20 protein-coding genes are annotated in these 17954 nt (G+C 62.3%); 13 read left to right on the top strand and 7 right to left on the bottom strand.

The window, feature by feature from the left end:
* Positions 1-6: 6 nt before the first annotated feature.
* The 4 genes from trkA (at position 7) to NN662_RS10260 (ending at position 4243) form a co-directional block, all read left to right on the top strand.
* Positions 7-1383 carry a Trk system potassium transporter TrkA gene (trkA, locus tag NN662_RS10275; protein ID WP_261930177.1) on the top strand — a complete coding sequence of 459 codons (1377 nt, stop codon included), beginning with the start codon at positions 7-9 and terminating at the stop codon, positions 1381-1383.
* Between the two features lie 242 nt (positions 1384-1625).
* Complete coding sequence (hfq, locus tag NN662_RS10270) at positions 1626-1868, top strand: RNA chaperone Hfq (RefSeq protein ID WP_183799062.1); 243 nt, start codon at positions 1626-1628, stop codon at positions 1866-1868.
* A gap of 80 nt (positions 1869-1948) precedes the next feature.
* The gene (hflX, locus tag NN662_RS10265) at positions 1949-3274 is read left to right on the top strand and encodes a GTPase HflX (RefSeq protein WP_261931928.1); all 1326 of its coding nucleotides are present in this window, start codon (positions 1949-1951) and stop codon (positions 3272-3274) included.
* 6 nt (positions 3275-3280) lie between these two features.
* On the top strand, positions 3281-4243 hold the full coding sequence (locus tag NN662_RS10260; RefSeq protein ID WP_261930176.1) for a DUF4424 domain-containing protein: 963 nt from the start codon (positions 3281-3283) through the stop codon (positions 4241-4243).
* A 27-nt stretch (positions 4244-4270) separates the two neighbouring features.
* Here the strand turns inward: NN662_RS10260 and mazG are convergent, their stop codons facing one another.
* Positions 4271-5092, bottom strand: a complete 822-nt coding sequence (gene mazG / locus NN662_RS10255) for a nucleoside triphosphate pyrophosphohydrolase (protein WP_261930175.1) — start codon at positions 5090-5092, stop codon at positions 4271-4273.
* 26 nt (positions 5093-5118) lie between these two features.
* Positions 5119-5694, bottom strand: coding sequence for a deaminase (locus tag NN662_RS10250; RefSeq protein ID WP_261931927.1), 576 nt, complete (start codon positions 5692-5694; stop codon positions 5119-5121).
* Between the two features lie 126 nt (positions 5695-5820).
* On the opposite strand from NN662_RS10250, the gene NN662_RS10245 reads away from it, so the two are divergent.
* From NN662_RS10245 to NN662_RS10215, 7 genes are all read left to right on the top strand, one after another.
* Entirely contained in the window at positions 5821-6444 is a 624-nt protein-coding gene (locus NN662_RS10245; protein ID WP_261930174.1) for a TetR/AcrR family transcriptional regulator, read from the top strand.
* 41 nt (positions 6445-6485) lie between these two features.
* Complete coding sequence (locus tag NN662_RS10240; protein WP_261930173.1) at positions 6486-7700, top strand: MFS transporter; 1215 nt, start codon at positions 6486-6488, stop codon at positions 7698-7700.
* A 166-nt stretch (positions 7701-7866) separates the two neighbouring features.
* Entirely contained in the window at positions 7867-9330 is a 1464-nt protein-coding gene (gene cysG / locus NN662_RS10235) for a siroheme synthase CysG (RefSeq protein ID WP_410010923.1), read from the top strand.
* Entirely contained in the window at positions 9330-9644 is a 315-nt protein-coding gene (locus NN662_RS10230) for a DUF2849 domain-containing protein (protein WP_261930171.1), read from the top strand. The genes cysG and NN662_RS10230 overlap by 1 nt, the downstream gene beginning before the upstream one ends.
* 8 nt (positions 9645-9652) lie before the next feature.
* Positions 9653-11323, top strand: a complete 1671-nt coding sequence (locus NN662_RS10225; RefSeq protein ID WP_261930170.1) for a nitrite/sulfite reductase — start codon at positions 9653-9655, stop codon at positions 11321-11323.
* Positions 11324-11334: 11 nt separating this feature from the next.
* Positions 11335-11847 carry a DUF934 domain-containing protein gene (locus NN662_RS10220; RefSeq protein WP_261930169.1) on the top strand — a complete coding sequence of 171 codons (513 nt, stop codon included), beginning with the start codon at positions 11335-11337 and terminating at the stop codon, positions 11845-11847.
* A 238-nt stretch (positions 11848-12085) separates the two neighbouring features.
* Positions 12086-12898 carry a ferredoxin--NADP reductase gene (locus NN662_RS10215; RefSeq protein ID WP_261930168.1) on the top strand — a complete coding sequence of 271 codons (813 nt, stop codon included), beginning with the start codon at positions 12086-12088 and terminating at the stop codon, positions 12896-12898.
* A 52-nt stretch (positions 12899-12950) separates the two neighbouring features.
* Here the strand turns inward: NN662_RS10215 and NN662_RS10210 are convergent, their stop codons facing one another.
* From NN662_RS10210 to NN662_RS10195, 4 genes are all read right to left on the bottom strand, one after another.
* Positions 12951-13598, bottom strand: coding sequence for a GntR family transcriptional regulator (locus NN662_RS10210; RefSeq protein ID WP_261930167.1), 648 nt, complete (start codon positions 13596-13598; stop codon positions 12951-12953).
* A 182-nt stretch (positions 13599-13780) separates the two neighbouring features.
* Positions 13781-14635, bottom strand: coding sequence for a sterol desaturase family protein (locus tag NN662_RS10205; RefSeq protein WP_261930166.1), 855 nt, complete (start codon positions 14633-14635; stop codon positions 13781-13783).
* 20 nt (positions 14636-14655) lie between these two features.
* Positions 14656-14928, bottom strand: a complete 273-nt coding sequence (locus NN662_RS10200; RefSeq protein WP_261930165.1) for a cysteine rich repeat-containing protein — start codon at positions 14926-14928, stop codon at positions 14656-14658.
* 87 nt (positions 14929-15015) lie between these two features.
* Complete coding sequence (locus NN662_RS10195) at positions 15016-15324, bottom strand: hypothetical protein (protein ID WP_261930164.1); 309 nt, start codon at positions 15322-15324, stop codon at positions 15016-15018.
* Between the two features lie 186 nt (positions 15325-15510).
* On the opposite strand from NN662_RS10195, the gene NN662_RS10190 reads away from it, so the two are divergent.
* Positions 15511-16230 (top strand): response regulator, encoded by a 720-nt coding sequence (locus NN662_RS10190; RefSeq protein ID WP_261930163.1) that lies wholly within the window; start codon positions 15511-15513, stop codon positions 16228-16230.
* A complete protein-coding gene (locus tag NN662_RS10185) occupies positions 16227-17576 on the top strand; it encodes a sensor histidine kinase (RefSeq protein WP_261930162.1) in 1350 nt (449 codons plus the stop codon). Before NN662_RS10190 ends, NN662_RS10185 begins: the two co-directional genes overlap by 4 nt.
* 12 nt (positions 17577-17588) lie before the next feature.
* Here the strand turns inward: NN662_RS10185 and NN662_RS10180 are convergent, their stop codons facing one another.
* Positions 17589-17903 carry a flagellar basal body rod C-terminal domain-containing protein gene (locus tag NN662_RS10180; protein ID WP_410010922.1) on the bottom strand — a complete coding sequence of 105 codons (315 nt, stop codon included), beginning with the start codon at positions 17901-17903 and terminating at the stop codon, positions 17589-17591.
* Between the last annotated feature and the right edge of the window lie 51 nt (positions 17904-17954).

Raw genomic sequence — 17954 nt, 5'->3', positions numbered from 1 at the left:
GATGCGATGAAAGTCATTATTTGCGGTGCAGGGCAGGTCGGTTACGGCATTGCCGAACGCTTGTCCCAGGAAGGCAACGATGTTTCGGTCATTGACGTCTCGGCTTCCCTGATCAGCGCCACCACCGATATGCTGGACGTGCGCGGCTATGTCGGCCATGGCGCCCATCCCGATGTTCTGGCCAAGGCCGGGGCCGACCAGGCCGACATGATCATTGCCGTCACGCTCTATGACGAAATCAACATGGTCGCCTGCCAGGTCGCGCATTCGCTGTTCAACGTGCCGACAAAGATCGCCCGCATCCGCGCCCAGAGCTATCTGCAGTCGCATTATTCTGACCTGTTTTCGCGCGACCACATGCCGATCGACGTGACGATCTCGCCCGAGGTCGAGGTCGGCAAGATGGTGCTGCGGCGCATTTCCTATCCGGGTGCGACGGATATCGTCCGCTTCGTCGACGACAACGTCGCCATGCTGGCGATCGAGTGCACGGAAGACTGCCCGGTTCTCAATACGCCGCTGGCGCAGCTCGCCCAGCTTTTCCCGGACCTGATGGCGACGGTGACCGGTGTCTACCGAGAAGGACGCCTGTTCATCGCCCGGTCCGGCGACCAGCTGCGGGCCGGCGACCTCGCTTATGTCATCTGCCATCGCGACCACACCCGTCGTACTCTGAGCCTTTTCGGCCATGAAGAGACCGAAGCGCGCCGCATCGTCATCGCCGGCGGCGGCAACATCGGTTACTACGTCGCCAAGACGATCGAGGAGATGCAGCCGAAGACGTCGCTCAAGATCATCGAGGCGAACCGCGACCGGGCGATCGCCATTTCCGAACAGCTGAACCACGCGATCGTCCTCAATGGATCGGTTCTCGAACAGAACATACTCCAGCAGGTCGACATTCAGGACGCCGAACTTCTCGTCGCACTGACCAACAACGACCAGACGAATATCCTGAGCGCCGTCATGGCCAAGGAACTTGGCTGCAAGTCGAGCCTGGTTCTTTTGAACAATCCATCCTTCCATGACATGACCAAGGCCGTCGGGATCGATGCCCACATCAATCCCCGTGCGGTGACGATCTCGCGCGTGCTGCAGCACGTCAGAAAGGGCCGCATCCGTTCCGTCTACGCGGTGCAGAAGGGCGCGGCCGAAGTGATCGAGGCCGAGGCGCTGGAAACCTCGCCGCTGGTCGGCGTGCCGTTCCGCGATCTCGAATTGCCGAAGGGCATCCGTCTCGGCGCCATCTACCGCGACGGCAAGATGCTTACGTTGAACGGCGATACGAAAATCAAGGCGAAGGACCGCGTCGTCTTGTTCGCGCTGGCGGAATCCGTCCGACATGTCGAACAGATGTTCCGGGTATCCATTCAGTATTTCTGATCGATCGATCCGTACCGATTTGGCCGGTAGACGACTTGCCTATCCCGTGTTGGATAGTGCACTGTTTATGTCTGGGGTGCCGTCTCGGATTCCCGCATTGCGGAAGCAGCGGTGATTTGATACCAAGTCATCATACGGGAGGCGTGTGAAATTCCGATTACACATGCGAGGCAATTTGGATTTGGCATGACACTGGATCGGCAGAACCGCTCCGGCAAAAAAGGAAAGAAAGAATCGGCGCAATGGCGGAACGTTCTCAGAATCTGCAAGACCTGTTTCTCAATACAGTTCGCAAGCAAAAAATCTCACTGACCATCTTCCTGATCAACGGCGTAAAGCTGACGGGAGTGGTGACATCTTTCGACAATTTCTGTGTGCTTCTTCGTCGTGACGGGCATTCCCAGCTCGTCTACAAGCATGCGATCTCGACCATCATGCCGGGTCAGCCGTTGCAGATGTTCGAGAGCGAAGAATCGGCATCCTGACAGGATTAGCGGCTATTTCCGCCAAGCGAAGTACAACACCGGACATGATCGTCCCGGAGCAGGAAATGCGCCGGGACGATATGCGTGCCGTGGTGCTTGTTCCGGTTCTCAAGGAGAGCCGCAACAATAAGTCCAACCAGCCGCCGAAGCCCGAGCGCCTTCCGGAAAGCCGGTTGGAAGAGGCGATCGGCCTCGCCCGCGCCATCGATCTCGAAATCGTCCACGGCGCAGTGGTCTTCGTCAATGATCCGCGTCCGGCGACCCTGATCGGCACCGGCAAGATCGAGGAGATCAAGGCGGTTCTCGATGAGCTGGACGCCGGCCTCGTGATCGTCGATCATCCGTTGACGCCTGTCCAGCAGCGCAATCTGGAACGCGAATGGAACGCCAAGGTCATCGACCGGACGGGCCTCATTCTCGAAATCTTCGGCCGCCGCGCCTCCACCAAGGAAGGCCGGCTGCAGGTCGAGCTGGCGCATCTCAACTACCAGAAGGGCCGGCTGGTCAGGAGCTGGACCCACCTTGAACGCCAGCGCGGCGGTGCCGGCTTCATGGGTGGTCCCGGTGAAACACAGATCGAGGCCGACCGCCGCATTCTGCAGGACAAGATCGTCAAGCTGGAGCGCGAGCTGGAGCAGGTCGTGCGTACACGCCAGCTGCATCGCGCCAAACGCCGCAAGGTGCCGCATCCGATCGTGGCGCTCGCGGGCTATACCAATGCCGGCAAGTCGACGCTGTTCAACCGCATCACCGGCGCCGGCGTTCTTGCCGAGGACATGCTGTTTGCCACCCTCGATCCGACCATGCGCCGCATGAAGCTACCGCATGGGCGCACGGTGATCCTGTCCGATACCGTCGGCTTCATCTCCGACCTGCCGACCCATCTCGTCGCTGCCTTCCGCGCCACGCTGGAAGAGGTGCTCGAAGCCGATATCATCCTGCATGTGCGCGACATGTCTGACCCGGACAACGCCGCGCAGGCCGAGGACGTGACGCGCATTCTCGCCGATCTCGGCATCGAGGAGGCCGCCCAGGGCGTCCGCGTCCTGGAAGTCTGGAACAAGATCGACCGGCTGGAGCCGGAAGCGCGCGAGACGCTTTTGGCCAAGGCCCAGCCGAACGAAGGCAAGTTTGCCGTCTCGGCCGTCTCGGGCGAGGGGCTGGACGCGCTCCTGGACAATATCGCTGACCGGCTGTCGGGCGTGCTCACCGAGACTTCCGTCGTTCTGCAGCCCGATCAGCTGAAACTGTTGCCGTGGCTCTATGAAAACGCCATCGTCGATGGCCGCGAGGATCTCGAAGACGGGTCGGTCAGGATCGACCTGCGTCTTTCGGGCGAACTGGCGACGACGCTCGAACGCCGTCTTGGCAAGGCGATCGAGCCGCCGAAGGAAGACTGGGAGTAGGGCGGTATGGCAAGTAGGCAGCGCCGGATCGGATTTTTGCCGGCCCTGATGCTGGCCGCCACAGCCGCCGCCGGACCGGCTCATGCCAATGGTTCCGTCTCCGAATTCGCCGCCGGCGGTGTCACCTTCAAGGAAGAGCCGCAGATTTCCATCGCCCGCGAGGACCTGTCGCTCTCCGTCGACAGCGTGAAGGTCCATTACGACTTCAAGTCCGACGCCAAGGGCGCGCTCACCCGTACGATCGGTTTTCCGCTTCCGAAGGTTCCGCAGGACGATTCGCCCGACAGCCTCGGCGGCGGCATGGAAAATGACGGCGATCCCCGCAACTACATGCATTTCGAAGTGTCTGTGAACGGCCAGCCGGTGGCGCCGACCCTGCACGAATATGCCTGGTTCAACGGCGAGAACATCACCGAGCGGCTGAAGGCCCTCGGCGTTCCGGTGTTTGCGCCGCCGGACGAAGATCTGTCCGACCTGCCGGAGGCAACGGTCAAGGCGCTGGAGAAGGACGGGCTTGCCCACATGGACGGCGATTTCCTGATCGTCCGCTGGGACTATCAGGCCGTCTACGAATGGAGCCAGGATTTCGCACCCGGCGTCACGAAGGTCGATATCGCCTACCAGCCGCTGACAGGCGCGCCGTCCGACTACGGCGATTTTTTCGAAGCGGGCGAGGGGGCGAAGACCTATTGCGTCGATGATGCATTCCGCGAGCGCTTGAAATCGCTACGGGACACCGGCAAGTATCCGGATGCACTGACTTTGGGCTACATCCTGACGACCGCCAACAACTGGCAGGGGCCGATCGCCGAATTCAATCTGAAGGTCGAGAGCGGCAAGGACAGCATCGCCTCGCTTTGCCCGCCTCAGGGGACGAAAGCCGGCGGGCCGTTCGAATGGCATGCGATGGATTTCACGCCAGAACAGGATCTGAAGGTCCTGTTCTTCGCCTATTCCACCGGCGAATAGCGGGACGCCAGACAAGGCGCTGGTTTCTCAGACCTTTCCCTTGGCTTCCTGCCAGAGCGCTTCCATCTCGTCGAGCGTGGCCCCGCCAAGCGTTCGGCCTTCGGCCTTGAGCCTGTCCTCGATATAGCCGAAGCGGCGGCGGAACTTGGTGTTCGTGCCGCGCAGCGCGTTTTCCGGATCGGCCTTCACATGGCGGCCGATATTGACGACGGCGAAAATCAGGTCGCCGAGTTCATCCGCGACCTTCTCCTGCTCATTGCTTGCCAGGGCTTCCCGCAGTTCGCCGATCTCCTCCTCGATCTTGTCGAGGATAGGTGCGGCCTCGGACCAGTCGAAGCCGACCTTGGCGGCGCGTTCCTGGATCTTCAACGCCTCGGTGAGCGCGGGAAACGACCGCTGCACCGAGCCGAGATGACGATCGGTGGCGTCGGCTGTCAGGCCGCGCCGGGCTCGGCGTTCCGCCCGTTCGGCCTTTTCCTGACGCTTGATCTCGTCCCATTGCAGCTTGACCTGGTCGGGCGTCTGCGCGTCGGAAACGGCAAACACATGCGGGTGCCGGCGGATCATCTTGCGGGTGACGGCATGGACGACATCGCCGAAGCTGAACTCGCCGGCTTCCTCCGCCATACGGGAATGGAACACCACCTGCAGGAGCAGGTCGCCGAGCTCCTCGCAGAGATCGTCCATGTCGTTGCGCTCGATCGCATCGGCGACCTCATAGGCCTCCTCGACCGTATAGGGCTTGATCGTCTCGAAATTCTGCACGATGTCCCACGGGCATCCCGTCTCGGGATTGCGCAGCGCCGCCATGATCTCGATGAGGCGCGAGACGTCTTTCGAAGGTTCCATGCGAATCTCTCTGGTCGGTGACGGGCTCAGGCGAGCGGGATCTGGCTTTCGCCCTTCTTGGACTGATAGACGCCGGAGGCGTCGTCGTACATGGCCTTGATGCGGGCGATCTGCGCTTTCAGATCGCTTTTCATCGGCTCGTCCGCCGTCTCGACCATGTCGGTGATCCAGGCGGAATGCCAGAAGGCGTTGTTGCGCCGGTAGCCGCCGGGCTCCAGCCCGAACACCTCCTTGAGGATCTTCAGATCGTGGGGAATGGCGAAGGCGTCGCGGCTGTCTTCATGGCTGAAGAAATAATAGAAATTGTCGAAGCCGGCCCAGGTGATCGCCGACATGCACATGGTGCAGGGCTCGTGTGTCGACAGGAAGATCAGATCCTTCGTCACCGGCGGTTCGGCCATCTCGTAGAACTGCTTCAGCGTATGGACTTCGCCATGCCAGAGCGGATTGGCGGTCTCGTTGTTGGTTCCCGCGATGACCAGCGACAGGTCCGACTTGCGCAGGATGGCGGCACCGAAAACCTTGTTTCCGGTCGAAACACCGGCTTGTGTCAGGGGAAGGATGTCATTCTCGATCACGTCGAGAAGACGGGCGGCAAGCATGGTTTGATTCACGGAGATAGCCTGAATGGTTGAGGTTCCTCAGCCTATAACCCGATTCCGGACGTGTAAATCATCAGTTTTGTATTTGCTCTTGATTTGGAAATGATCATTTCCTAATTATGCGGCATGAACGATTTGAGCACAGCAGACATCGCGGCTTCTCGCGGTCCCGGCCGGCCCCGCAGCTTCGACATGGAGGCGGCGCTGGACAAGGCGATCGTCGCGTTTTCGGAACGTGGCTATCATGCGGCATCCATTGCCGAACTGACGTCCGCCATGGAATTGACGCCCGGCAGTGTCTACAAGGCATTCGGCGACAAGAAGGGCGTCTTTCTGGCGGCCTTCGATCGCTACAAGTCCGTGCGCAACGCGCTACGGGATGGAGCGGTCGGAAAAGGCGCCAATGGGCGCGACAAATTGCGGCGGCTGCTGCAATTCTACGCCGATGCCTCGTGCGGCGAGGAGGGCCTCAGGGGCTGTCTCGTGGTCGGCACCGCGACCGAACTGGCGATCGCCGACGATGAAGCCGCCGAACGCGTCCGCCGTTCCATGGCGGCCACCGAGGCCTATGTATTCGACTTGATCGGGGAGGGCCGGGAGGACGGCTCGATAGCTCCGTCGATCGATGGGAGGGCGACGGCAAGGCTGATGGTGAGCATCCTGCAGGGGATGCGCCTCGTCGGCAAGGCCGGACGCAGCCGGGAGGAGATGACTTCCATGGTCGAGGCGGCGATGCGCCTCTTCGACTGATTTTCTTCAACCGTTTTCAGCTAGCCCTTTCGGAGACAAGAATGGCCCCGCCCATCGCCACCGCCTCAGCCACTGAAGGTCTCGAGGACCATCCGACCATGTCGGCCGCATTGACGCTGCTCTTCGCAGCCGCCTGCGGCCTGATTGCCGCCAACCTCTATTATGCCCAGCCGCTGGCCGGACCGATCGGCCAGTCGCTCGGCATGTCGCCCGGTGCCGCAGGCCTCGTCGTCACGCTGACCCAGATCGGCTACGGCCTCGGCCTTCTGCTGATCGTGCCGCTCGGCGATCTTGTCGAGAACAAGCGGCTGGTGCTGATCCTGACGGGGCTCGCCGGTCTGGCGGCGCTCGGATGTGCGCTGTCCGGCAGCCCGGCGCCATTCCTCGTATCGTCGCTCCTTGTCGGCATCGCGTCCGTCGCCGTCCAGGTTCTGGTGCCCTTTGCGGCCCATATGGCGCCACATGAAAGCCGAGGGCGCGTTGTCGGCAATGTCATGAGCGGCCTGATGGTCGGCATCATGCTGGCGAGGCCGGTCGCGAGCATGATTGCCAACTTCTTCTCATGGCATGCCGTCTTCCTGTTCTCGGTCGCCGCCATGCTGGTCATCGGCGTCGTGCTGGCGGTTGCGCTGCCGAGCCGGCGGCCGACATCGAAGATGACCTATCCGGCGCTGCTGGCCTCGCTCGGACATCTGTTCGTCAGCGAACCGGTGCTGCGGCGGCGCGCGCTCTACCAGGCCGGCCTGTTTGCCGCGTTCAGCCTGTTCTGGACCGTCACGCCGCTGGTGCTGGCCGGCCCGGCCTTCGGGATCGGTCAGGACGGCATCGCGCTCTTCGCGCTGGCCGGTGCGGCAGGCGCGATAGCATCGCCGATCGCCGGACGGCTCGCCGACCGAGGCCTGATCAGGCCGGCCACCGTTTTCGCCATGCTGTCGGTTGCCGCCGCATTCCTGATCACGCATCTGACCGGCGAAGGATCGACGCTGTCCCTTGCGCTCTTCGTCTTTGCCGCGATCCTTCTCGACTTCGGCGTCACGACCAACATGATCGTTGGGCAGCGCGCGATCTTCGGCCTGAGCCCCGAACACCGCAGCCGCCTCAACGGCGTCTTCATGGCGACCTTCTTTACTGGCGGTGCGATCGGCTCCGCCGTTGGGGGCTGGGCGTTCGCCGAGGGCGGCTGGCTCTTTGCCTCGCTGATCGGCACCGCCCTGCCGTTGCTGGCGCTCGCCGGATTCGCCACCGAACGCCGCTGAACCGGCCGATACCGAAGCCCAAGACCGGGCGAACCGTTTGCCCGGTCACTTTTGCTCAAAAGGCAGGGTCTTGGAGCAAAGAAATATACGCGCTAGAAGGCCGAAGAATTTCTGTTCCTTCTTTTCAGCGCACCGAAAAGCGATAGTGCGGCCAATATCGAGGAGTATGGGTCGCATGCCAGCTGCCAAGGACAAGCTTGCCGTCTTTCCCGCCTTCTTCCGCGTTGCGGATGAGGTTGCGGCCGTATTCGGCAATGGCGACGAGGCTTACGCCAAGGCGCGGCTGCTGGCCAATACGCAGGCCCGCATTGTCGCCTACGCGACCGATCCCGAGCCGGACTACGCCGCCTTCCTGTCCGCAAACGGCTTTGCACTGGTTGCGGAGGAATTTTCTCCAGAACAGCTGAACGGCGCAAAGCTCGTCTTCGCCGCGACCGGCGATGCCGCCCTTGACCGGCAGATCGTGACTGCGGCGCGCGTAGCCAAAATTCCGGCGAACGCCGTCGACCAGCCTGATTATTGCGATTTCTTCACCCCGGCTCTCGTCAATCGCGCGCCGGTGGCCGTGGCCATCGGCACGGAAGGGGCGGGCCCGGTTCTCGCCCAGCTGATCCGCGCCCAGATCGACCAGTTGCTGTCGCCCTCGCTCGGCCGGCTCGCACGTCTGGCGATCGACTACCGTTCCGCTGCCGAGCGCATGACCGAGAAGGGTTCGGCGCGGCGCGGTTTCTGGCGCAATTTCTTCTCCGGCCCGGTCGCGCGGGCCGTCGAGCGCGACGACATGGCCGGCGCCCGGCGCGAGGCCACGCATCTTCTGTTGCAGTCCTACGCAAAGGCCGTCGGGCATGTGTCGCTCGTCGGTGCCGGTCCGGGTGCGGTCGATCTGCTGACGCTTCGTGCCCAGCGCCTGCTGATGCAGGCCGATGTCATCGTCTTCGACGCGCTGGTGCCGCAGGAGATCGTCGACATGGGCCGTCGTGACGCGGAGCGCATTTCCGTCGGCAAGCGCAAGGGTTGCCATTCGAAGTCGCAGGACGAGATCAACGACCTACTCGTCGAACTTGGCCGTGAAGGCAAGCGTGTTGTTCGCCTGAAATCGGGCGATCCGCTGGTCTACGGCCGGGCGGCGGAAGAGATGGCCGCGCTGCGCGAGGCGAATATTTCCTATGAGGTCGTCCCGGGCATCACGTCGGCTTTTGCCGCGGCCGCCGACTTCGAACTGCCGCTGACGCTGCGCGGCATCGCCTCGTCGCTGATCTTCACCACCGGCCATGACCTCACCGGCGATGTCCTGCCCGACTGGGCCTCGCTTGCCGTGTCCGGCGCGACGATCGCCGTCTATATGGGCCGCACGGTCGCTGCATCGGTTGCCGGGCGTCTGATGAAGGCGGGTCTCTCCGCCGAAACCACGGTTGCCGTGATCGAGAATGCCAGCCGCGACGATCGCCGCCTGCTACATGGCACGCTTTCCGACCTGCCGGGCCTTGAGACGCGTGACGATCTGACCGGACCGGTCATGGTGGTCATCGGCGACGCGGTTGCCGGCGCTAATTTCGACCATTCCGAACCTCTGGCCGTGGGCCGCGCACCGGCCCCGAAGGCCGCCGAATTTTCTGCAAGGAGTGCATGATGACCGACAAGGTTTTGACCGCCAACCGTCTTGGCGACGGTATCGCCGTCTGGTTGACGGCCGCCGGCGAGTGGAGCGAGAAACTGCAGGACGCGCTCGTCGCCCGCCATGCCGAGGCGGTGGAAGCCCTTGAAGCGATCGGCAAGCGCGACTATGCCGGCAACAAGGTGGTCGACGTCAATGTGATCGACGTCGAGGAGATTGACGGCGCCATCCGCCCGCAGCGTCTGCGCGAACGCATCCGCGCCGCCGGACCGACCATGGAATACGCCGTCGGCTACCAGCCCGCAGACCCCAAATTCATCGCCGTTTGAGGATAAATATGTACCGTTACGACGAATTCGACCACGCCTTTGTCGGCGAGCGCGTCGACCAGTTTCGCGACCAGGTCGGCCGCCGCCTCTCGGGAGAAATCTCCGAGGACGCCTTCAAGCCGCTGCGCCTGATGAATGGTGTCTACCTGCAGCTGCACGCCTACATGCTGCGCGTCGCCATTCCCTACGGCACGCTGAATTCCAAGCAGATGCGCATGCTGGCCCATATCGCCCGCAAGTATGACCGCGGCTATGGCCATTTCACCACCCGCCAGAACATCCAGTACAACTGGCCGAAGCTGTCGGACACGCCGGATATTCTCGATGAACTGGCGTCCGTCGAGATGCATGCCATCCAGACGTCCGGCAACTGCATCCGCAACGTGACCGCCGACCATTTCGCCGGAGCTGCCGCCGACGAGGTCGCCGATCCGCGTCCCTATGCCGAAATCCTGCGCCAGTGGTCCTCCGTCCATCCGGAGTTCTCCTTCCTGCCGCGCAAGTTCAAGATCGCCGTCACCGGTGCCGAGCGCGACCGCGCCGCCATCCAGGTGCACGATATCGGCCTGCACCTGAAGAAGAACGACAAGGGTGAACTCGGCTTCGCCGTCTATGTCGGCGGCGGGCAGGGGCGTACCCCGATGATCGCCAAGAAGATCTGCGACTTCCTGCCGGAAGAAGATCTCCTGACCTACACGACGGCCATCCTGCGGGTGTATAACTTGCACGGCCGCCGCGACAACAAGTACAAGGCGCGCATCAAGATCCTCGTCCACGAAACCGGTACCGAGGAACTGAAGGCGCAGGTCGAGGCCGAGTTCGCCAATCTGAAGGACAGCGAGCTGAAGCTGCCCGATGCCGATGTTCAGGCGATCGCCGCCTATTTCGCGCCGCCGGCTCTCGCCGAGCGTCCGGAAGGCTGGGCCAATCTCGCCGCCTGGAAGAAGGCCGATCCGGCATTCGCCGAATGGGTTGGCCAGAACGTCCACCCGCACAAGCATCCCGACTACGCCTCGGTGACGATCTCCCTGAAGCCGATCGGCGGCATTCCGGGTGACGCCACGGATGTGCAGATGGAGGCCGTCGCCGATATCGCCGCCGAATACGCGTTCGACGAAATCCGCATCAGCCACGAGCAGAACATCATCCTGCCGCATGTGGCGATCGCCGATCTCGAGGCCGTATACCGTGCGCTCGTATCCTACGGGCTGGCGACCGCCAATGCCGGCCTGATCACCGATATCATTGCCTGTCCCGGGCTGGATTACTGTGCGCTTGCCAATGCGCGCTCGATCCCGCTGGCTCAGGAACTCTCCACCCGCTTTGGTTCGTCCGAGCGCCAGGCCGACATCGGCGAACTGAAGATCAAGATTTCGGGCTGCATCAATGCCTGCGGCCACCACCATGTCGGCCATATCGGCCTTCTGGGCGTGGAAAAGAAGGGCACCGAGCTCTATCAGATCACGCTTGGCGGTTCCGGCGACGAGAACACCTCGATCGGCGAGATCATCGGCCGCGGTTTCGAGCCGGAAAAGGTGACGGATGCGGTCGAGACGATCGTCGACACCTATCTTGGTCTGAGGCAGTCGAAGGAGGAGACCTTCCTTCAGGCCTATCGCCGCGTCGGCGCGCAGCCCTTCAAGGATGCGCTTTACGGCAACGAAGCCAAGGCAGCCTGAGGAGACCGATGATGACGAAAATCTGGAAGGAAACCGGCTTCGTTGAGAACGATCCCTGGGTGATCGAGACCGAAGAGGTCAAGGCGGACGGCAGCCAGAAGGCGATCCTGCCGCTCGATGCTTTTCTGGCGAAGGCCGAGGAGAGCAACGACACCGGCCTCGGCGTTCTGATCCGCCCGGCCGACGACGTGACCCGGCTTGAGCCCTATCTCGGCCGCATCGCTCTGGTCGCCGTCGAGTTCCCGGCCTTCAACGATGGTCGCGCTTTCAGCCATGCGTCGCTATTGCGCGATCGCCTGGGCTACAAGGACGAAATCCGCGCCGTCGGCGACGTCCTGATCGATCCGCTGGCCTTGATGCTGCGCGTCGGGATCGACAGCTTTGCGGTCACGAATGCGACGGCGTTGAAGCGGCTTGCCGAAGGCCGCATTCCCGGCATCTCGCTGCATTACCAGCCGGCAGCGCGGGAAGCAGCCAATCCCGGCAGCTACAGCTGGCGGCGTAGCGCCAAGCCGGCCGCTTGATATAGAGAAATTCCTATATTCCAATCACGGATTGATGGAAATCAAGGAACCTGCCGCCGACCGCTGAGACGATCGGCGGCCGGCCAAGAAGACTGGCTGAGCGGCGCGATAAATCAGTGCCGAATGCATATTCCCCGCTCTGCCTTTGCGTTGAAATGCGTTGCCTTCCATTTTGCCGCTGTTTGTAATATTCGCCTACGAACACGCACGAAATCGACTTTGAGGATCGAAGAGACTGATGAACGCGCCCGCTAAAGCCGAGAATTTCGCCCCCGCCATTCCGGACGGCGTCTATGCGGAAAAGGTCCTGAGTGTGACCCACTACACCGACCATCTTTTCCGCTTCTCGATGACGCGTCCCGACGGGTTCCGCTTCCGTTCGGGCGAGTTTGCCATGATCGGCCTGATGGTCGGCGAGAAGCCGATCTACCGCGCCTATTCGATCGCCAGCCCGGCCTGGGCCGAGGAACTCGAATTCTTCTCCATCAAGGTACCGGATGGCCCGCTGACCCAGCATTTGCAAAAGATCGCGCCCGGCGACACCGTGCTGATGCGCAAGAAGCCGACAGGCACGCTGGTTCTCGATGCGCTCGTTCCCGGCAAGCGTCTCTACATGTTCTCGACCGGCACCGGCATTGCGCCATTCGCCAGCCTGATCCGCGATCCGGAAACCTATGAGAAGTTCGACGAGGTCATCCTGACCCACACCTGCCGCGAGGTCGCCGAACTGAAATACGGCTTCGACCTCGTTGAGGAGATCAGGAACGACGAACTGCTGAGCGAGATCGTCGGTGACAAGCTGAAGCATTACGCGACGGTCACCCGTGAGGATTACCCCTTCCAGGGTCGCATCACCGACCTGATCGAGAGTGGCAAGCTGTTTTCCGATCTCGGCGTTCCGCCGCTCGATCCCGCAATCGACCGCGGCATGATCTGCGGTTCGGCCGCCATGCTGAAGGATACCAAGGCGGTCCTGGAAAAGGCGGGTCTGACCGAAGGCGCCAACAACAAGCCGGCCGAATTCGTGATCGAACGCGCTTTCGTCGGCTGAAGGCTGCCAGATACGATGAACTGAAAGGCGGCCTCGGGCCGCCTTTTGCGTCTCAGCCGGTGGTCGGCAGCGGTGGCTGTTCTGCGATCAGCGTCGAGACGAGGTTGGCCATGGCCGATTGTGCCTCCTGAGGCAGAGACCTGTCGATCGCTCGCATGACGGCGACGTGCAGCGCGATGGATCTGTCCATCCGCTCCGGCGTCGCCGTTGCAAACCAGATGCGCCGGGCATGCGTTTGCAATGGAAACAGCGTCGATGTCAGGAACTGATTGGGACAGGTATTTTCGACAATCCTGTCAAAGCGTTTGTCCGCGGCGAGGAAGCTCTCGATGTCACCGGTATTCGCCGACGCGCTCATCTGTCTCGCACAATCGGCGATCGCGGCGCGTTGCACGCTGTTGGCATATTGCGCTGTCAGCCGCGCGGCGATCGGTTCCAGTTGCTGGCGCACCTGCATGATCTTTGCGTAGTCCAGCTCGTCGATCGCCTTGATCTGCATTCCGGAACGTGGGCGGATGATGATCAGCCCCTGCCATGCCAGTCGCTGGATGGCTTCGCGAACAGGCGTCCTGCCTTGTCCGGCAATTTCGATCAGTCGCTTCTCATTGACGGAAGCGCCCGGCGGCAGCCGAAGCGTGACGATCTGGTGTTCAAGCGTAAGATAGGCCTTAGTGCTGAACGATTCCAATGAATCGGGCATGTAATACTCCGCAATATTCACAATTGCTTTGCATGCCCCATATCTCGGCGCAATATCTTTGATATATCAGATAAAGTTTTTAACATGTATAGTTGTATTTTGCTATTTTCTCTCAATTGCTTTCCGTTGGCCACCAACTTGATGTTTTCGAGGTTCTGACCGGTGAAATCCCGCAGTCGATTTCATGCCGCGTCCCGCTTGGGTTTTCGCTTCATGCTGAAGATGGCGCGAAATGCTGCCGCGACCGAGCGGCTGGCAACGGCGTCCCTGATGATCGCCGTCCATTCGTGAAAGAGAATGACGACGGGATTGTTGGTGTTCATGTCGGCGGCCTTCAGACCGAAGCGGAGCGGCTCGTTATCAGGCGCTTCGGCGTATGTGCCGAACATCCGGTCGAAGATGATGAAGACGCCGCCGAAGTTCTTGTCCAGGCATTCGGTGTTGGATGCGTGATGGACGTGGTGGTGCTTCGGGGTGTTCAGGACATATTCCAGCGGCCCGAGATCGGGCGCATGGGCCGGGTGCAGGAACAACTGGTAGATCAGGCCGAGCGCCAGCATTCCGTAGATGACGAGCGGCGAAAAGCCGATGAGCACCAGAGGCGCATAGAACAGAAAGCCACCGGCGACGTGTCCCCCAAGTCCGAGGCGCACCGCGGCCGTCAGGTTGAGCCGCGTCGGCGAGTGATGCACGCTGTGGCTGGCCCACAGCAGGCGCACCTTGTGCATGGCGTAGTGATGCCAGTAGTAGCAGAGATCGGTCAGGAAAAACGCCGCTACCAGCGCCGCCGGATTGCTCGCCGGAATGTCGAACAGCGCGAATTGGTGCAGCCAGATCAGCGGCACGGCGGTGACGCCCGCCGTCAGGGCGCCAACGGTCTTGTTGATGACGGCGATCGTCAGAGAGGCGGCGGTCTCCTTCAGGTCGTGCGTATCATCGTCCGAAAGCCAGCCCGAGATGAACTCGACGAGCATGGCGACGCCGGCAACGGCTGCAATTGGCCAGGGGTGGGTGAAGAATTCGCTGAGAGAGTGCATTGCGTTTGCTCCGTTCGTGATCAGTGGCCGGCGGGGGCGGGCATGCCTTTCAGCTTGTCCGCCTGATCGCGGTAAGGCCCGGCGGCCTCGATGCAGCCGGCAGAGACCTTGCTTTGCTGTGTCTTAAGGCAGGCGAGGATGCGCCCCTCGCCAGGCTCAACGCTCGGGCAAAGCGCCTGAATGTCGGCCTTGCAGGCGTTCATGACCTTCATCAGTTCGAAATAGCTGGGCTGCGCGGCGGCGGCGGATGTCGCGAGCAGGCAAATGGTCGTGGCGGTGAATGCGCTTCGCATTGCGTGTCTCCATTCGGTGACGGGGAGCCGGCCCGACAGCGGAGAGAGCTGCTGTCGGGCCGGAGACTTCCCGCCGGGGTGGGACGATTAGCGGGAAATCGTCGAAGAGCGCTTCACCTGACCGCCATAGGGGCCGGTGACTGTCGAGTTGCGGGTGCAGCTCTGCGTGGCGGGATCGCAGACGGTGGCGCTGTTGCGGGTCGCGGTCTGCCCGTATCGGCCGGTATAGGTGCCGGTAGAGCTGCAGTTGTAGCCGCTGCAGCTGCCGCTGCCGGAGGAGTGGACGCTGCCGCCATAGGGACCGGTCGTCGTGGAGTTGCGGGTCCAGGCATTGGCGTCTGCGACGGCTGCAAGCGAAAGCGTGGCGGTTGCCGCGGCAATCAGAAGGGCTTTCATGGTTTTGTCTCCGTTGATCGTTTGCGCCGGCTATCCGGCTTGACGAGATGGAGAATGAGGCCCGAATATCTTTGTCCTATCACCGGCAGGCGGGGTTTTGTCGAATGTTGTCTTTGCCGCGTAACAGTGTGTAACAACGGCCGGCGGCCACTTGCGAAACGCATTGCGCTGGAAAATGATGGCGCCATGAACACGACCGGTCTCGACATAGTGATGGTAGAGGACGATCCGGAGGTGAGCCGTCTCGTCGGCGCCTTCCTCGAGCGGGAGGGCTTTGTCGTCCGCGCCGCCGGTGACGGCCGCGAGCTCGATGCCATGCTCGCCGCATCCGAGCCTGATCTGATCGTCCTGGACCTGATGCTGCCCGGCGAGGACGGCCTGTCGATCTGCCGCCGGTTGCGGGCAACGTCGAATGTGCCCATTCTCATGCTGACGGCGAAGAGCGACGAAATTGACCGCATTGTTGGACTGGAGGTCGGTGCCGACGATTATCTCGCCAAGCCTTTCGCCCCGCGCGAATTGCTGGCCCGCATTCGTGCCATCCTGCGCCGCGCCCACCCGCGAGCGCCGGAAGACCGGCCGAACCGCTGCGCCGTCGATGCATTCCTGGTGGATTTCGACAGCCGCAGCGTGGAGACGGTGGGCGGCACGCCCGTGGTGCTGACCAGCGCGGAGTTCGACTTGCTGGCCTGCTTTGCCAAGCGTCCGCGCCGGGTCTTGAGCCGTGAGACGATCCTCGATTGGGTGCACGGTCGCAATGCCGATCCGTTTGACCGATCCGTCGATATGCTGGTGTCGAGATTGCGCAAGAAGCTCGATCAGCATGGCGGCAGTCCGAACCTGATCACGACGGTGAGAAACAGCGGCTACATGCTGACCGCCAAGGCCGTCGCGGAGGTCTCGTGAAACGTATCCTGCCGAAGCCGCGGTTCGTGGCGATTGCCGCGCTTGTCGTGATCATTCTCTGGATCGCGGTCGCCGCCATCCTCTATATTGCAGCCATCCGCCGGCAGCCGCCGCCGGTCTCGCCGCTGCGGTTTGCCGCCATAGTCCGCCTTGCCGAAACGCTGAACAGCGAGGGCAGGGCGGATCTGGCCCGCTTCGTTGGCGAGCCCGGTGTGACCCTGCAATTCGAGCCGGGAGACACCTTGCTGAAGGAGCCGCCGCCGTCACCGGATCTCGGCGCGCTGACATTTGCCGCCTATGCCATGCGCGTCGCGCCACGGAAGCTTGAAATCGTCACGCCGCAACCGGATGGCCTGCGCCGCATCGCCCCCCGTTTCCTCCTCCGGTATCCGCCGATCACCATCTTTCGGGTCGCTTTGCTGACCGGCGATACGCTGACGATCACCGCCAGAAGTCCGCTGTTGTCGAATGTGTTCGCCGTGCCGCCCGGCATTCTTGCCGGCCTTGTCGGCTCGCTGCTCGCCCTGGCGGTTCTCTTCGGCGTCGTTCGCGCCACGCGCTCTCTGGAACGGCTGGCGGATGCGCTCGACCGCACCGATCTCTCCGGTACGCCCGAGAGGCTGCCGCCTTATCGCGGCTTCGGCGGCGAGGTCGGCCGGTTGGTGGAGGCCTATAACCGCCTGCAGGATCGCTTGACGGTTCTGCTTCAAAACCGCATGGCGCTGATCGGCGGCATTTCGCATGACGTGCGGACCTTCGCGACGCGGCTGCGCCTGCGGCTGGATGCGATCGAGGATGAAGCCGAGCGCGAGAGAGCGGCTGCCGACATCGACGACATGATCCGTCTTCTTGACGATGCGCTGATTGCCTCGCGCATCGGTGCCGGCGAACTGACGGAAGAACTGGTGGATGTTCGCGAGATCCTCGCCCAGGAATTTGCGGCACGTCGCGAAGCCGGCGCCGCGATCGCCATGTCCCTGGACGGTGACGACGATGCGCTGCAGATCCTGGGAGATCGTCTCGCCGTGCGCCGCATCATCGCCAATCTCGTCGACAACGGCCTGAAATACGGACAGCAGGTGCATCTGTCGGGCGGTGTGAGCGATGGCAAGGTCATGATTGTCGTGGAGGACAATGGGCCCGGCATTCCGGCGGACCAGCGAGAGGCGGTCATGGAACCGTTCTTCCGCCTCGAGGCGTCGCGCAGCCGGGGGACGGGCGGAGCCGGTCTGGGGCTTGCGGTGGTCAAGGCGCTGACGGAGGGACTCGGCGGTTCTGTAGCGCTGGACTCGGCCGCCGGCGGCGGCGCGCGCGTCGAGGTGCTTCTGCCGGAATTCAGCGTTTGAGGCGGAGGCGGTCTACTGGTCGTCCCCGCGATTGATGGTCATCAGCACGTCCCACATGTCGGCGCCGGCTTCGAAGACCGAGGCGTTGGCCTTGAAGCTGGTTTCCGCTTCCATCATGTCGAGCATTTCGGTGCCGAGATCGACATCGGAGGCGCTGCCTTCCGCTGCGTCATTTTCCGTAACGGAGGTGGATACGCCGCCGCCTTCCGTCGCCGAGGAAGACGCATTGATGCGACGATAGCCGGGCGTGTCCATATTGGCGACGTTCTGGGCTGTCGCACTCAGCCGATTGGTGCTCGCCAGCATGCCAAATATGGCAACGTTCATCACCCCGGAAAGACCCATTTCGCGAAACCTCATATTTGGACGAACGCATTT

Origin of the sequence: Rhizobium sp. NRK18, from assembly GCF_024385575.1 — a bacterium.
In the GTDB taxonomy this organism is placed as follows: domain Bacteria; phylum Pseudomonadota; class Alphaproteobacteria; order Rhizobiales; family Rhizobiaceae; genus JANFMV01.
Note: the sequence above shows the minus strand (reverse complement) of the source record. Positions and strands in the feature narration are given on the sequence as shown.

Coding starts and splice junctions, on each gene's coding strand:
- trkA (WP_261930177.1), top strand. CDS start 7: ATGAAAGTCATTATTTGCGGTGCAGGGCAGGTCGGTTACGGCATTGCC.
- hfq (WP_183799062.1), top strand. CDS start 1,626: ATGGCGGAACGTTCTCAGAATCTGCAAGACCTGTTTCTCAATACAGTT.
- hflX (WP_261931928.1), top strand. CDS start 1,949: ATGCGTGCCGTGGTGCTTGTTCCGGTTCTCAAGGAGAGCCGCAACAAT.
- NN662_RS10260 (WP_261930176.1), top strand. CDS start 3,281: ATGGCAAGTAGGCAGCGCCGGATCGGATTTTTGCCGGCCCTGATGCTG.
- mazG (WP_261930175.1), bottom strand. CDS start 5,092: ATGGAACCTTCGAAAGACGTCTCGCGCCTCATCGAGATCATGGCGGCG.
- NN662_RS10250 (WP_261931927.1), bottom strand. CDS start 5,694: ATGCTTGCCGCCCGTCTTCTCGACGTGATCGAGAATGACATCCTTCCC.
- NN662_RS10245 (WP_261930174.1), top strand. CDS start 5,821: ATGAACGATTTGAGCACAGCAGACATCGCGGCTTCTCGCGGTCCCGGC.
- NN662_RS10240 (WP_261930173.1), top strand. CDS start 6,486: ATGGCCCCGCCCATCGCCACCGCCTCAGCCACTGAAGGTCTCGAGGAC.
- cysG (WP_410010923.1), top strand. CDS start 7,867: ATGGGTCGCATGCCAGCTGCCAAGGACAAGCTTGCCGTCTTTCCCGCC.
- NN662_RS10230 (WP_261930171.1), top strand. CDS start 9,330: ATGACCGACAAGGTTTTGACCGCCAACCGTCTTGGCGACGGTATCGCC.
- NN662_RS10225 (WP_261930170.1), top strand. CDS start 9,653: ATGTACCGTTACGACGAATTCGACCACGCCTTTGTCGGCGAGCGCGTC.
- NN662_RS10220 (WP_261930169.1), top strand. CDS start 11,335: ATGACGAAAATCTGGAAGGAAACCGGCTTCGTTGAGAACGATCCCTGG.
- NN662_RS10215 (WP_261930168.1), top strand. CDS start 12,086: ATGAACGCGCCCGCTAAAGCCGAGAATTTCGCCCCCGCCATTCCGGAC.
- NN662_RS10210 (WP_261930167.1), bottom strand. CDS start 13,598: ATGCCCGATTCATTGGAATCGTTCAGCACTAAGGCCTATCTTACGCTT.
- NN662_RS10205 (WP_261930166.1), bottom strand. CDS start 14,635: ATGCACTCTCTCAGCGAATTCTTCACCCACCCCTGGCCAATTGCAGCC.
- NN662_RS10200 (WP_261930165.1), bottom strand. CDS start 14,928: ATGCGAAGCGCATTCACCGCCACGACCATTTGCCTGCTCGCGACATCC.
- NN662_RS10195 (WP_261930164.1), bottom strand. CDS start 15,324: ATGAAAGCCCTTCTGATTGCCGCGGCAACCGCCACGCTTTCGCTTGCA.
- NN662_RS10190 (WP_261930163.1), top strand. CDS start 15,511: ATGAACACGACCGGTCTCGACATAGTGATGGTAGAGGACGATCCGGAG.
- NN662_RS10180 (WP_410010922.1), bottom strand. CDS start 17,903: ATGAACGTTGCCATATTTGGCATGCTGGCGAGCACCAATCGGCTGAGT.